We start from the raw sequence: 13,513 nt of genomic DNA, 5'->3' as shown, positions 1-13,513 counted from the left end.
TGAAACGCGGACAGAAGCAGCCTTTCCCTGTTTCACGTGAAACGTCGCGCGGAAGTTTTCTTGACAGCATGGCCTCGCAGGGACATGTGTCGCTCATCTCATTGAGTCCGGGACCTATGTAAAATGACCGATCACTATGATGTGGTTGTGGTGGGCGGCGGCCATGCCGGTTGCGAGGCTGCCAGCGCGGCCGCGCGCGCCGGCGCCAGCACCGCTCTGGTATCGCTGCGTTTCGATACGATCGGCGTGATGTCGTGCAACCCGGCGATCGGCGGTCTCGGCAAGGGGCATCTGGTGCGCGAGATCGACGCCATGGACGGGCTGATGGGCCGCGTGGCGGACGCCGCCGGGATCCAGTTTCGTCTGCTCAACCGCCGCAAGGGGCCAGCGGTGCGGGGTCCGCGCACGCAGGCCGACAGGAAGCTCTATCGCCTTGCCATGCAGGAAGCGATTCGGCAGCAGAATGATCTCGACGTCGTCGAGGGCGAAGTTCTCGATTTCGAAATGCCAGATGGAAAGATCGCCGCGGTTCTGCTAGCGGACGGCCGCCGGCTTGCCTGCGGCGCCGTGGTGCTGACGACGGGGACCTTCCTGCGCGGTCTCATCCACATCGGCGAGAAGAAGATCGTCGCCGGCCGCATGAACGAGAAGGCCAGCATGGGATTGTCGGCGACGATGGACCGCGCCGGGTTCAAGCTCGGGCGGCTCAAGACCGGCACGCCACCGCGGCTCGATGGGCGGACCATCGACTGGGCATCGCTCGACAGCCAGGCGGCGGACGAGCAGCCCGTGCCGTTCTCCCTGATGACCGACCGCATCGTCACACCGCAGATCGATTGCGGCATTACCCGCACGACGACGGCGACGCATGAGCTGATCCGCGCCAATCTTGGCCGTTCGGCGATGTATTCCGGCTCGATCGAAGGCGTCGGGCCGCGCTATTGCCCGTCGATCGAGGACAAGATCGTCAAGTTCGGCGATCGGGATGGGCACCAGATCTTTCTCGAGCCGGAAGGGCTCGACGACCACACTGTCTATCCCAACGGGATTTCGACCTCGCTACCGGAAGACGTTCAGCTCGATATCCTCAAGACCATTCCGGGGCTGGAGCGTGCGGTCATGCTGCAGCCCGGCTATGCCATAGAATATGACCACGTCGATCCGCGCGAACTGCATCAGACACTGGAGACCAAGCGCGTCGCCGGGCTCTTTCTCGCCGGGCAGATCAACGGCACGACCGGCTATGAAGAGGCGGCTGGACAGGGCCTGCTCGCCGGCCTCAATGCTGCGCGGCGCGCCGGAGGCGGCGAGCAGGTCGTGCTCAGCCGCACCCAGGCCTATATCGGCGTGATGGTCGACGATTTGACCAGCCGCGGCATCAGCGAACCCTATCGGATGTTCACCTCGCGGGCCGAGTTCCGGCTGTCGCTGCGCGCCGATAACGCCGATGAGCGGCTGACCCCGCTGGCCGACAAGCTTGGGATCGCCTCGGCGCGACGGATGCAGCGTTATGCCGATGTCATGCGGCGGCTCGACGAAGCGCGCCAGCTGGCGCTTTCGCTGACCATGACGCCGAACGAGGCGGCACGGCACGGTCTGGAGATCAACCGCGACGGCGTGCGTCGGTCCGGCTTTGAACTCCTGGCCTATCCCGGTGTCGATGTGGCCTGGCTGGCCAGGGTCGAGCCGAAGTTTCACGACATCGACGCCAAGACCGCCGAGCGTCTCGAAACGGAAGCGAAATATTCGGTCTATCTCGATCGCCAGAGCACGGATGTCGCGCAGATCCGGCATGAAGAGAGCCGGCTGATCCCGGAGACGGTCGATTTCGCCGGCGTGCCCGGACTGTCCAATGAGCTGAAGCAGAAGATGCAGGCGCGGCGGCCGCGCTCCATCGCGGATGCACAGCGCATGGAAGGCATGACGCCGGCGGCGCTGGCGATCATCGTCGCGCATGTCCGCCATTGGGAATCCGCACAAAAGGCCGAGCAGAGGGACGTTGCGTGAGCTCGTTTTCCCTGAAGAGCCTGCAGGACGCCGCCGGTCCGGTTTCACGTGAAACATTCGAGCGCCTGGTGGCGTTCGAAGACATGTTCCAGAAATGGAATCGCAGCATCAATCTCGTGGCACAGTCGACCGCGGCCGATGTCTGGCAGCGCCACATACTGGACAGCGCCCAGCTCGCACGGATAGAGCCTGAAGCCAGGCATTGGGTCGACATCGGTTCCGGCGGCGGCTTTCCTGGGCTTATCATGGCCTTTCTGCTCGCCGAGCGCCCGGGGGCCAGCATCGATCTGGTCGAAAGCAACCGCAAGAAGGCCTCTTTCCTGCAGACCGTCATCGGCCAGTTCGGCCTGCCGGCGCGGGTCGTGGCGCGCCGTATCGAGGACAGCCATGTGCTTGTTTCGAAGCCGCAAATCGTCACGGCGCGGGCGCTGGCTTCGCTTTCGGTCCTGCTCGACCTGTCCGCGCCATGGCTGACCTCGGGCGCGCGCGGATTGTTCCACAAAGGCCGGGATTACCGCGCCGAAGTGCAAGAAAGCGTTAACCGGTGGACCTTCGATCTGGTAGAACATCCGAGCGTGACCGACGCCAGCGGCGTCATCCTCGAATTGTCCAATGTGCGGCCTGTCTGAACCGAGACCGGCCTGATTATTCGGCGACCCAAAGATGAATTTCTGGCATAAGCCCATGATGAAGAACGGCCCTCGAATCATCACCGTAGCCAACCAGAAGGGCGGTGTCGGCAAGACGACCACTGCCATCAACCTGGCCACCGCGCTCGCGGCAATCGGCGAAAAAGTGCTGATCGTCGACCTCGACCCGCAAGGCAACGCAAGCACTGGCCTCGGCATCGACCGCAAGGACCGGACCGTCTCGTCCTATGATGTGCTGACGGGCGAGCTGGACCTGGAGGCGGCGGCCATTCCGACCGCGGTGCCCGGCCTGTCGATCGTGCCCTCGACGCTCGACCTGCTCGGCATCGAGATGGAGATCGCATCGGCGCCCGACCGGGTCCTCAAGCTGCGCAATGCGCTGCGTGCCGCGACCGAGCGCGGGGCGCCCTTCGGCTATGTGCTGATCGACTGCCCGCCCTCGCTCAATCTTTTGACCTTGAATTCCATGGCGGCGGCCGACTCCGTTCTCGTGCCGCTGCAATGCGAGTTCTTCGCGCTGGAAGGCCTCAGCCAGTTGCTCGAAACCGTCGAGCAAGTGCGCCGCTCGATCAATCCGGATCTCACCATCCAGGGCATCGTGCTGACCATGTATGACGGCCGCAACAACCTCGCCAACCAGGTGGTGCAGGACGTGCGCGAGCATATGGGCGATAAGGTCTATGAGACCATTATACCGCGCAATGTGCGCGTGTCCGAAGCGCCGTCCTATGGCAAGCCGGCGATCCTCTACGACCTGAAATGCTCTGGCAGCCAGGCCTATCTGCAGCTGGCCTCCGAAGTGATCCGCCGCGAGCGTAAATTGCGCGCCGCTTGATTAGGCCAGATGCATAATCAACAGCCGATTCGATACCGAAACGATTCGAAATAGACGTGGAATAAAGATGAACGAAGATCTCTCGAGGAAAAGACTGGGTCGCGGGCTGGCAGCTTTGATCGGTGAGATCGACCGCCCGGCCGCACCGGAAAAACCGGGCATGAGCGCCGATGGCAAGGTGCCGATCGAGTTCATCAGCGCCAATCCGAAAAATCCGCGCCGGCATTTCGGCGATGCCGAACTGACCGACCTCGCCCAGTCGATCCGCGAGCATGGCGTCGTGCAGCCGGTGGTGGCGCGGCCATCGCCCACCCAGGCGGGCCGTTACGAGATCATCGCCGGCGAGCGTCGCTGGCGCGCGGCGCAGCGCGCCGGGTTGACCGAGATCCCGGTCATCATCCGCGATGTCAACGACCGCACGGCGCTGGAACTGGCGATCATCGAGAACGTCCAGCGCGCCGACCTCAATCCGGTCGAAGAGGCGCAGGGCTACCAGCAGCTCATCGACGACCATGGCTATACCCAGGCCGATCTCGGCCAGGTGATCGGCAAGAGCCGCAGCCATGTCGCCAACACGCTGCGGCTGTTGAAGCTGCCCGACGTGATCCGCGACATGCTGGTCGACGGCGCGCTGTCGGCCGGCCACGCCCGCACGCTGGTGACGGCGGAGGACCCCGCCGGCCTTGCCAAGCGCATCGTCGAGGAAGGCCTTTCCGTGCGCCAGGCCGAAGCGCTGGCGCAGATGCCGGCGGGCACACCTTCCAACGGCGCCAAGCCCGCCGCGCCGGCCGCCGAAAAGGACGCCGACACGTTGGCGTTGGAAAAACTGCTCACCGACACGACCGGCATGATCGTCACGGTCGACCACAAGGGCAAGGGCGGGGTGCTGCGGGTTGCGTATCGGAGCCTGGAGCAGCTGGATGAGCTGTGCCGGAGGTTGAAGCAGGATTAGAGGTGGCCCCGGTGATTCACTGGACTACCAATCCGTTCTGACTGTTGTTTCCACGCAGTTAGAGTAATTCCAGGAAAAGTGCGTAGCGGTTTTTCCGGGAGAAGCGCGTAGCGCTTCCCCTTGGGAATCGCGTAAAAACAAGAAGTTAGAGCGAGAGGCCGCGACAAACCTTTCCCGGGATGCTTGGTATTTAGCCGGCGAATGTTTCGCGCGGTTCTCCCTTCTCCCCTTGTGGGAGAAGGTGTCGCCGAAGGCGACGGATGAAGGGTGCTCCAGGGAACGCCAACGTATCACTCCGCTGGAACACCCCTCATCCGTCTCGGCGCTACGCGCCGATCCACCTTCTCCCACAGGGGGAGAAGGAATAGGGCGCCTGCCACTGCCCCAGCCTCGCGCTCTCCACGGCGATCCCCTGCAACGCCTCTCGCCAGCCCTGGCGCTCGCGGCTTGACAGTGCCGGGCAACGGTATAACCTCAATTAGAGATGGCTTAAATTATCTGCCCTAGCGTGCCGGTCAGCCGCGGCGAGGGCTGTCTGCCATTCCTACATGCCCATGAATGGCATCGCCTCGCCAAAACGATATGCCGACGCGCCTGACGCAAACGGGAGGTGCAAATGGCAGTCCGTTGGCAATTGTCCGGAAGTTACTTCGAAAATTGTAGCTGCGATGTCGTGTGTCCTTGCCTGCTGTCCACCAACGCGCAGCTGACATCGAAGCCGACGAGAGGCGTTTGCGACGTTGGTTTGGTCTTTCACATCGATACCGGCAATTACGGCGACGTTCGATTGGATGGGCTGAGCGTCGCGATGGTTGCTCACACGCCGGGTCCGATGGCAAACGGCGACTGGACGGCCGCCGCCTATATCGACGAACGGGCCGATGACGGGCAAACAGAGGCGCTAGGTGCCATCTTCACTGGCGCGGCCGGCGGCCCCATGGCGGTATTGGCACCCATGATCGGCACCAACCTCGGCGCCAAGAAGGTGCCGATAAGCTACCGGATAGACGGCAACAAGCGGTCGGCGGAGATTGCGGGCATCATGCGGATGGCTGTCGAGCCACTGCCGACAATGCGCGAGGATGGGCAGATGTGGGCGGCCACCGGCCATCCTGTCAATCCCGACTGGCTCGCCATGGCGATGGGGGCGGAAGGCAGCACATTCAGCGACCATGGCATGAGCTGGGACAATTCCCGCCGAAACGGACATTACGCCCCGATCAATTGGTCTGGCCAGCAGTAGAAGCTGGCCGCATGGTACGGAACGTACTTGTCCATGGCGCCGACGTTCCAGCGATACATCATTCTCGCGCTGCTGATCTCCATCGCCGCGGCGGCGTGGGCCCTGCTTGTCTGGCAACAGATGGGCATGGACGCGGACATGCGCGTGGAAATGTACTCACTCACCATGGGCATGAGGGCGCCGCTGTTCCTTGCCGTCTGGATGATCATGATGATCGCCATGATGTTTCCGACGGCCGCGCCCATGATCCTGACCTTTCACACGGTCCAGGCCGGCAAACGGGGCCGCGGCGAGACCTTTGTCTCGAGCTGGGTGTTCGTGGCAGGGTACATGCTGGTTTGGGGCGTGATGGGCGTTATCGCCTTTGCCGGCGCGGCGGGTGCGGAGATGCTTGCCGGACGTGTGGGATTGTCCACGGCGACGGCCGCGCGCATCGGCGGCGCGCTGCTGATGGTTGCCGGCGTCTATCAACTCTCCCCGCTGAAGGATCTGTGTCTGGCCAAATGCCGCACGCCGATCGGCTTCATCCTGACCTCATGGCGCGACGGTTACTGGGGCGCGGTTCGCATGGGCCTGGAGCACGGACTTTTCTGCCTGGGCTGCTGCTGGCTCTTGTTTCTCGCCCTCTTTCCTCTCGGGATCATGAACGTCGCCGCAATGGCCGTGGTCACCTTGCTGGTCCTTGCGGAAAAGACCCTTCCGGCAGGAGATCGGATCGCAAAGATGTCGGGTGTCGCTCTGCTCCTTTATGGCGCGGCGGTGCTGGTCTTTCCACAGGCGCTGCCAACCTTTCAGCCGGTGGGCGCCATGAGCATGAATTAACCAGCGCTCGGCACCGAAAAGGGGAGATCGCTCTGCTACCTTTGCGCCAGCCGCGCGCTTTCCACCGCGATCCCCAGCAGCGCCTGCCGAGCCAGCGCCACCGACAGGTCCGGCCGGCGCCGCGTCTGCAGCACGGCTGACTGCAGGCGGTTCAGCGCGCGGCCGAGCGCTTCGCTGTTCCAGCGCTCCAGCGTCTTTTCCACCAGCTTGCGCCTGGAGAAAAAGACCGGCGGGCGGGCGGCGGCGACGACGGAAGCGGCGTTGCGGCCGCCGGTCTCCATCTGGCCGCGCATGACCTGGATCTGCTGTAACTGCCGCATCGCCGAGGACAGCACCAGGAAAGGCGGGCCGCCACCCTGGCAATGGCGGGTGAAGGCGGTGTCGAAGTCGCCGACCTTGCCTTCGAGCAGCGCGTCGACGGCGTCGTCGAACGAGGCGCCGGACACGTCGCCGGACATGGCTCGCACCTCTTCCAGCCCGATTTCCCTCTGGCCGTGGGCGTAGAGGGCGAGTTTTTCGATCTCGCCGCGCGAGGCCAGCCGGTCGCCGCCGAGATTGCGGCGCAGCGCTTGCCTCGCCTCAAGCGTCATCGACATGCCGGCCTTGCGCAGCTCGTCGTCGATGACGGTGTCGATGTCGCGGGCCTCATCGGCGTAGCAGGGCAAGGCCATGGCATTGTCGGCGCCCTCGACCACCGCGCGCAGCCCGACGCCTTTCTTCAAATCGCCGGCCTCGATCAGGATGATGGCGTCCCTCGCCGGCTCCGCCGTCAGCGCCTTGACGTCGTCGGCCAGCGCCTTTTGTCCGGTGGCGTTGCGCACCCAGAGCAGCCGCCGGTCGGAAAACATCGGTACGGTGCGGGCCTCGTCGAGCAGGCGGCCCTCGTCGCGGTCGACCTCCGAACCCTCGAGCCTGACCACCGAGAACGGATCGTCGAGCGGCAGGCCGGTCTTCCCGGCAAAGGCCTTCGCCCGCTCCGAGACCAGGCCGCGATCGGGGCCATAAAGCAGGACGATCGAGATGCGCGGATCAGGCCGCGCCAGCCAACCGTCGACCTCGAAAGCTTTCTTCTGTGCCATGGAGGGGTGGTTAGCATGATGCGGGGATGGAGTGAACGGCGATCCGCACCGAGCGCTCTTTCCCTTCTCCCCTTGTGGGAGAAGGTGTCGCCGAAGGCGACGGATGAGGGGTGTTCCAGGGAACGCCAACGCCTCACTCCGCTGGAACATCCCTCATCCGTCTCGGCGCTGTCGCGCCGATCCACCTTCTCCCACAAGGGGAGAAGGAAAGGCGCCATCTGGCCCCGCCTTGTAAAAATACCTCCTCTTGCGGCAACCCGCCTGCAACCTTGCGCCAAATTGCGCGCCACTGCTCAACATCGACAAGAAATTTCGCGGACATATCTTCATCTTGAGCGCGTGAGGCCGGATCGGCCGGCGTGGCCGGAACCGATAGCTGAAGGGCTTGCCAGGCGAATTCGCACTGGCCTGGATGCACGGATGTGCAAATATCCGCACCCAGGCAACATTGGAGGATCTGAGGTCATGGCCGATGCTGGGATGTTGCGGTTCCACGTTCCGGAGCCGGAAGTGCGGCCGGGCGGCAAGCCTGATTTCTCCAACGTGACCATCGCCGGGGCCGGCTCGGTGCCGCGCCCCGAGATCGATGTCGATCCACGCACCATCCGCGACATGGCCTTCTCGATCATCCGCGTGCTCAACCGCGATGGCGAGGCGGTCGGGCCGTGGGCCGGGCTGCTTTCCAGCGAGGAATTGCTGGAAGGCCTGCGCAACATGATGACGCTGCGGACCTTCGACGCGCGCATGCAGATGGCGCAGCGCCAGGGCAAGACCTCTTTCTACATGCAGCATCTCGGTGAAGAAGCGGTGAGCTGCGCCTTCCGCAAGGCGCTGGCGCCCGGCGACATGAATTTCCCGACCTATCGCCAGGCAGGGCTGCTCATCGCCGACGGCTATCCGATGGTCACGATGATGAACCAGATCTATTCCAACGAGGCCGACCCGCTGAAGGGCCGGCAGCTGCCGATCATGTATTCGTCGAAGGACCACGGCTTCTTCTCCATCTCCGGCAATCTGGCGACGCAGTATATCCAGGCGGTCGGCTGGGCGATGGCCTCGGCGATCTCCAACGATTCGCGCATCGCCGCGGCCTGGATCGGTGACGGCTCGACGGCGGAGTCCGATTTTCATTCGGCGCTGGTGTTCGCCTCCACCTACAAGGCGCCGGTGGTGCTCAACGTCGTCAACAACCAGTGGGCGATCTCGACCTTCCAGGGCATCGCGCGCGGTGGCTCGGGCACCTTCGCGGCCCGAGGCCTCGGCTTCGGCATCCCGTCGCTGCGCGTCGACGGCAACGACTATCTCGCCGTCCATGCGGTGGCCAAATGGGCTGCCGAGCGGGCTCGCAGCAATCTCGGGCCGACGCTGGTCGAATACGTCACCTACCGCGCCGGCGCTCATTCCAGTTCGGACGACCCCGCCGCCTACCGGCCGAAGACCGAGTCCGACGCCTGGCCGCTCGGCGACCCGGTCATGCGGCTGAAGAACCATCTCATCAAGCTCGGCGTCTGGTCGGACGAGCGGCACGCGCAGGCCGAGGCCGAAATCCTCGACACGGTCATCGCGGCGCAGAAGGAGGCGGAAAGCCACGGCACGCTGCATGCCGGCGGCAAGCCGTCGACGCGCGAGATGTTCGAAGGTGTGTTTGCCGAGATGCCGCCGCATCTCAGACGCCAACGCCAGCAGGCGGGAGTCTGAGCCATGCCAAGGCGGACCATGATCGAGGCCATTCGCGACGCCATGGACGTGTCGATGGAGCGCGACAGCAAAGTCGTCGTGTTCGGCGAGGATGTCGGCTTCTTCGGCGGCGTCTTTCGCGTCACGCACGGGCTGCAGGCCAAGTACGGCAAGAGCCGCTGCTTCGACGCGCCGATCAACGAATCCGGCATTGTCGGCTCGGCCATCGGCATGGCCGCCTATGGCCTGAAGCCGTGCGTGGAAATTCAGTTTGCCGACTACATGTATCCGGCCTACGACCAGCTGACGCAGGAAGCGGCGCGGCTGCGTTATCGCTCCAATGGCGACTTCACCTGCCCGATCGTGGTGCGCATGCCGACGGGCGGCGGCATCTTCGGCGGCCAGACGCACAGCCAGAGCCCGGAAGCGCTGTTCACCCATGTGTCGGGCCTGAAGACGGTGGTGCCATCCAATCCGCATGACGCCAAGGGCCTGCTGATCGCGGCGATCGAGGATCCGGACCCGGTGATCTTCCTCGAGCCGAAGCGGCTCTACAACGGTCCGTTCGACGGCCATCACGACCGGCCGGTGACGCCATGGTCGAAGCACGAACTCGGCGAGGTCGCCGACGGCCATTATACCGTGCCGCTCGGCAAGGCAGCGATCCGCAGGGCGGGTACGGCGGTCACGGTGCTCGCCTACGGCACCATGGTCTATGTCGCCCAGGCGGCGGCCGCGGAAACCGGCATCGATGCCGAGATCATCGATCTCCGGACGCTGCTGCCGCTCGACCTCGACACGATCGTGGCCTCGGTGAAGAAGACCGGACGTTGCGTCGTCGTGCACGAGGCGACGCTGACCTCCGGTTTCGGCGCCGAACTCTCGGCGCTGGTGCAGGAAAACTGCTTCTACCATCTGGAGGCGCCGGTGGCCCGCGTCGCCGGCTGGGACACGCCCTATCCGCACGCGCAGGAGTGGGAGTATTTTCCGGGGCCCGCGCGCGTCGGCCGTGCCCTCATCGAAACATTGGAAGCTTAGGGAGGCCTGAGATGGGCGAACACATCATCAAGCTGCCCGATGTCGGCGAGGGCGTCGCCGAGGCGGAACTCGTCGAATGGCATGTGAAAATCGGCGACATCGTGCGCGAGGACACGGTGCTTGCCGCCGTCATGACCGACAAGGCGACGGTCGAAATCCCGTCGCCCGTCGATGGCGAGATCCTGTGGCTGGGCGCGGAGATCGGCGACACGGTGGCGATCGGTTCGCCAATCGTGCGGCTGAAGGTGGCGGGCGAGGGCAATGTGAAGGCCGCCGGCAAAGAAGCGGAACCAACCGCAGAGGCCGAAGCGCCCGCCAAGCTGCCGAGCCCGAAACCCGAAACCGCACCGTCGCCCAAGGTGGCAAAGCCCGCCGAGGCACCGGTAAAACCCGCACCGCCGCAGGCTGCCGCGAAGACCACCGCACGGGCCTCGGCCGGCGCGCCGCGCCCGGAAGGCGAAAAGCCGCTGGCGTCACCAGCCGTCCGCTTGCGGGCGAAAGAGGCCGGCATCGATCTCAGGCAAATCGCGGGCAGCGGCCCGGCCGGCCGCATCGGCCACGAAGACATCGAGGCGTTCCTGGCGCGCGGGCCGCAACTGGCCAAGACATCGGGTCTCGCCCGCAACGATGCGATCGAGGACATCAAACTGGTCGGCCTGCGGCGAAAGATCGCCGAGAAGATGACGCTGTCCAAGTCGCGCATCCCGCACATCACCTATGTCGAGGAGATCGACGTCACCCCGTTGGAGGAATTGCGCGCCGCGCTCAACAAGGAAAAGCGCCCGGCCAAGGGAAGCGCGGAGAGGCCCAAGCTGACGCTGCTGCCGTTCCTGATGCGGGCGATGGTCAAGGCCATCGCGGACCAGCCTCAACTCAATTCGCTGTTCGACGACGAGGCCGGCATCATCCACCAGCATGGCGGCATCCATATCGGCATCGCCGCGCAGACGCCGTCGGGGCTGGTGGTGCCTGTCGTCAAGCATGCCGAGGCGCGCGACATCTGGGATTGCGGCGCTGAGGTCGCCAGGCTGGCCGAGGCGGCCAAGTCGGGCACTGCGACCCGTGACGAGCTGTCCGGGTCGACCATCACCATCACCTCGCTCGGCGCCATGGGCGGCGTGGCGACCACGCCGGTCATCAATCATCCGGAGGTCGCGATCATCGGCGTCAACAAGATGATGGTGCGGCCCGTGTGGGACGGCACGCAGTTCATCCCGCGCAAGATGATGAACCTGTCGTCGAGCTTCGACCACCGCGTCATCGACGGCTGGGACGCGGCGGTGTTCGTGCAGCGGATAAAGGCCCTGCTGGAAACGCCGGCGCTGATTTTCGTGGATTAGAGGGGCGGCGGAATGACCGAGATGACTGCGGGACAGCGCCCCCCTCTGCCTTGCCAGGCATCTCCCCCACAAGGGGGGAGATTGGACGCCACGCCGGGTTTCGCCAATCTCCATCGTCGCAAGAATGAGCGAAGCGACGAAGCTGCCAATCTCCCCCCTCGTGGGGGAGATGTCCGGCAGGACAGAGGGGGGCGTGAAGGATCTCGACGGAGCATTCCCTCGGATCGAAGGGTCACATCATGAAAGAAATCTCCTGCAAGCTGCTCGTCATCGGCGCCGGTCCCGGCGGCTACATCTGCGCCATTCGTGCCGGGCAGCTCGGTGTCGATACGGTGATCGTCGAGGCCGGCAAGCCGGGCGGCACCTGCCTCAATGTCGGCTGCATCCCGTCCAAGGCCCTGATCCACGCGGCGGAGGAGTTCGAGAAGGTCGCGCACATGGCCGGCGGCAAGAGCCCGCTCGGCATTTCGGTCACGGCACCGGTGCTCGATCTCGCCAGGACCGTCGCCTGGAAGGACGGGATCGTCAGCCGGCTCAACAGTGGCGTTGCCGGCCTGCTCAAGAAGGCCGGGGTGAAGACCGTGCAGGGCTGGGCGACCTTCCGCGACGGCAAGACCGTCGAGGTCGAAACCGAGACGGGAAGCCAGGCGATCCGGGCCGAGACAATCGTCATCGCGACGGGCTCGGCGCCGGTCGAACTGTCTTTTCTTCCGTTTGGCGGGCCTGTCATTTCCTCCACGGAAGCCCTGGCGCTGAGCGAAGTGCCGAAGAAACTCGCGGTCGTCGGTGGCGGCTATATCGGGCTGGAGCTCGGCATGGCCTTTGCCAAGATGGGCGCCGAGGTGACCGTGGTCGAAGCCCTGCCGCGCGTGCTGGCGCAGTATGATGCGGAACTGACCCGGCCCGTGGTCAAACGGCTCGCCGCGCTCGGCGTCGAAGTGATGACAGGCGCCAAGGCCAAGGGCCTGTCGACGAAGGGCGACGCGTTGCTGATCGAGACATCCGACGGCAAGAGCGGCAAGGTCGCCGCGGACAAGATCCTGGTGACGGTCGGCCGCAAGCCGGTGACCGAGGGCTGGGGGCTCGAGCAGATCGATCTCGACAGGGCCGGAAAATTCATCAGGATCGACGACCAGTGCCGCACCTCGATGCGCGGCGTCTTCGCCATCGGCGACGTCACCGGCGAGCCGATGCTGGCGCACCGGGCAATGGCGCAAGGCGAGATGGTCGCCGAGATCGTCGCCGGCCACAAGCGCAGCTGGGACAAGCGCTCGATCCCCGCCGTCTGCTTCACCGATCCCGAATTGGTGACGGCGGGGCTGTCGCCCGAAGAGGCCAAAGCACTCGGCGGCGAGATCAAGATCGGCCTGTTCCCCTTCGCCGCCAATGGCCGCGCGATGACCAAGCTCGGCGAGGACGGCTTCGTCCGCGTCGTGGCGCGCGCCGACAATCACCTGGTGCTCGGCATCCAGGCGGTCGGCCAGGGCGTGTCGGAACTGGCGGCGGCTTTCGGGCTGGCGTTGGAAATGGGCGCGCGGCTGGAGGACATCGCCGGGACGATCCATGCCCATCCGACGCAAGGCGAGGGGTTCCAGGAAGCGGCGCTCAAGGCGCTGGGGCACGCGCTGCATATTTGAGCGCGGCGTTGGTCTTTCCTTCTCCCCTTGTGGGAGAAGGTGGCCTCGCGAAGCGAGGTCGGATGAGGGGTGCTCCAGGGAACACCAACGCCTCACTCCGCTGGAACACCCCTTGTGTGTTTGGAATCGTGCATTGTTGAGGGTGCCACGGACCAGGTGCTTGCCTGATCCGTGGCGGCGGTCGAGAGCCCGTCACCCCTCAGGTGGCTTAAACCGTGGATGAGCTGGGGCCC

At 64.8% G+C, this 13,513-nt stretch carries 11 protein-coding genes; 10 read left to right on the top strand and 1 reads right to left on the bottom strand.

Annotation, left to right across the window (positions count from 1 at the left end; translation table 11 throughout):
- The first annotated feature begins 123 nt into the window (after positions 1 to 123).
- The 6 genes from mnmG (at position 124) to EN824_RS32710 (ending at position 6,509) form a co-directional block, all read left to right on the top strand.
- Positions 124 to 2,007, top strand: a complete 1,884-nt coding sequence (mnmG, locus tag EN824_RS32740) for a tRNA uridine-5-carboxymethylaminomethyl(34) synthesis enzyme MnmG (protein WP_135933122.1) — start codon at positions 124 to 126, stop codon at positions 2,005 to 2,007.
- A complete protein-coding gene (gene rsmG / locus EN824_RS32735; protein WP_135933121.1) occupies positions 2,004 to 2,636 on the top strand; it encodes a 16S rRNA (guanine(527)-N(7))-methyltransferase RsmG in 633 nt (210 codons plus the stop codon). The genes mnmG and rsmG overlap by 4 nt, the downstream gene beginning before the upstream one ends.
- Positions 2,637 to 2,691: 55 nt before the next feature.
- The gene (locus EN824_RS32730) at positions 2,692 to 3,492 is read left to right on the top strand and encodes a ParA family protein (RefSeq protein ID WP_031251964.1); all 801 of its coding nucleotides are present in this window, start codon (positions 2,692 to 2,694) and stop codon (positions 3,490 to 3,492) included.
- Positions 3,493 to 3,559: 67 nt separating this feature from the next.
- Positions 3,560 to 4,444 (top strand): ParB/RepB/Spo0J family partition protein, encoded by an 885-nt coding sequence (locus tag EN824_RS32725; RefSeq protein WP_135884218.1) that lies wholly within the window; start codon positions 3,560 to 3,562, stop codon positions 4,442 to 4,444.
- Between the two features lie 616 nt (positions 4,445 to 5,060).
- Entirely contained in the window at positions 5,061 to 5,687 is a 627-nt protein-coding gene (locus tag EN824_RS32715; RefSeq protein ID WP_127873596.1) for a DUF1326 domain-containing protein, read from the top strand.
- 33 nt (positions 5,688 to 5,720) lie between these two features.
- Complete coding sequence (locus EN824_RS32710) at positions 5,721 to 6,509, top strand: DUF2182 domain-containing protein (RefSeq protein ID WP_135930985.1); 789 nt, start codon at positions 5,721 to 5,723, stop codon at positions 6,507 to 6,509.
- Positions 6,510 to 6,544: 35 nt separating this feature from the next.
- On the opposite strand, the gene holA is transcribed toward EN824_RS32710, so the two are convergent.
- Positions 6,545 to 7,588: a DNA polymerase III subunit delta gene (holA, locus tag EN824_RS32705; RefSeq protein WP_127873598.1), complete on the bottom strand. Its 1,044-nt coding sequence runs from the start codon at positions 7,586 to 7,588 to the stop codon at positions 6,545 to 6,547.
- A 465-nt stretch (positions 7,589 to 8,053) separates the two neighbouring features.
- On the opposite strand from holA, the gene EN824_RS32700 reads away from it, so the two are divergent.
- The 4 genes from EN824_RS32700 to lpdA all read left to right on the top strand — a co-directional run bounded on the left by EN824_RS32700 (position 8,054) and on the right by lpdA (position 13,280).
- Entirely contained in the window at positions 8,054 to 9,286 is a 1,233-nt protein-coding gene (locus tag EN824_RS32700) for a thiamine pyrophosphate-dependent enzyme (RefSeq protein ID WP_135933120.1), read from the top strand.
- A gap of 3 nt (positions 9,287 to 9,289) precedes the next feature.
- Positions 9,290 to 10,303 (top strand): alpha-ketoacid dehydrogenase subunit beta, encoded by a 1,014-nt coding sequence (locus EN824_RS32695; protein ID WP_135933119.1) that lies wholly within the window; start codon positions 9,290 to 9,292, stop codon positions 10,301 to 10,303.
- A gap of 11 nt (positions 10,304 to 10,314) precedes the next feature.
- Positions 10,315 to 11,643, top strand: coding sequence for a dihydrolipoamide acetyltransferase family protein (locus EN824_RS32690; RefSeq protein WP_135933118.1), 1,329 nt, complete (start codon positions 10,315 to 10,317; stop codon positions 11,641 to 11,643).
- A gap of 239 nt (positions 11,644 to 11,882) precedes the next feature.
- Positions 11,883 to 13,280, top strand: a complete 1,398-nt coding sequence (lpdA, locus tag EN824_RS32680; protein WP_135933117.1) for a dihydrolipoyl dehydrogenase — start codon at positions 11,883 to 11,885, stop codon at positions 13,278 to 13,280.
- The last annotated feature ends 233 nt before the right edge of the window (positions 13,281 to 13,513 follow it).

Source organism: Mesorhizobium sp. M8A.F.Ca.ET.181.01.1.1 (assembly GCF_004792025.1).
Classification (GTDB): Bacteria; Pseudomonadota; Alphaproteobacteria; order Rhizobiales; family Rhizobiaceae; genus Mesorhizobium.
Note: the sequence above shows the minus strand (reverse complement) of the source record. Positions and strands in the feature narration are given on the sequence as shown.

What these genes read in the sequence shown, in the direction of transcription:
- holA (WP_127873598.1), bottom strand. Translation starts at nt 7,588, where the DNA reads ATGGCACAGAAGAAAGCTTTCGAGGTCGACGGTTGGCTGGCGCGGCCT.
- mnmG (WP_135933122.1), top strand. Translation starts at nt 124, where the DNA reads ATGACCGATCACTATGATGTGGTTGTGGTGGGCGGCGGCCATGCCGGT.
- EN824_RS32695 (WP_135933119.1), top strand. Translation starts at nt 9,290, where the DNA reads ATGCCAAGGCGGACCATGATCGAGGCCATTCGCGACGCCATGGACGTG.
- EN824_RS32700 (WP_135933120.1), top strand. Translation starts at nt 8,054, where the DNA reads ATGGCCGATGCTGGGATGTTGCGGTTCCACGTTCCGGAGCCGGAAGTG.
- EN824_RS32690 (WP_135933118.1), top strand. Translation starts at nt 10,315, where the DNA reads ATGGGCGAACACATCATCAAGCTGCCCGATGTCGGCGAGGGCGTCGCC.
- EN824_RS32730 (WP_031251964.1), top strand. Translation starts at nt 2,692, where the DNA reads ATGATGAAGAACGGCCCTCGAATCATCACCGTAGCCAACCAGAAGGGC.
- EN824_RS32715 (WP_127873596.1), top strand. Translation starts at nt 5,061, where the DNA reads ATGGCAGTCCGTTGGCAATTGTCCGGAAGTTACTTCGAAAATTGTAGC.
- EN824_RS32710 (WP_135930985.1), top strand. Translation starts at nt 5,721, where the DNA reads ATGGCGCCGACGTTCCAGCGATACATCATTCTCGCGCTGCTGATCTCC.
- EN824_RS32725 (WP_135884218.1), top strand. Translation starts at nt 3,560, where the DNA reads ATGAACGAAGATCTCTCGAGGAAAAGACTGGGTCGCGGGCTGGCAGCT.
- lpdA (WP_135933117.1), top strand. Translation starts at nt 11,883, where the DNA reads ATGAAAGAAATCTCCTGCAAGCTGCTCGTCATCGGCGCCGGTCCCGGC.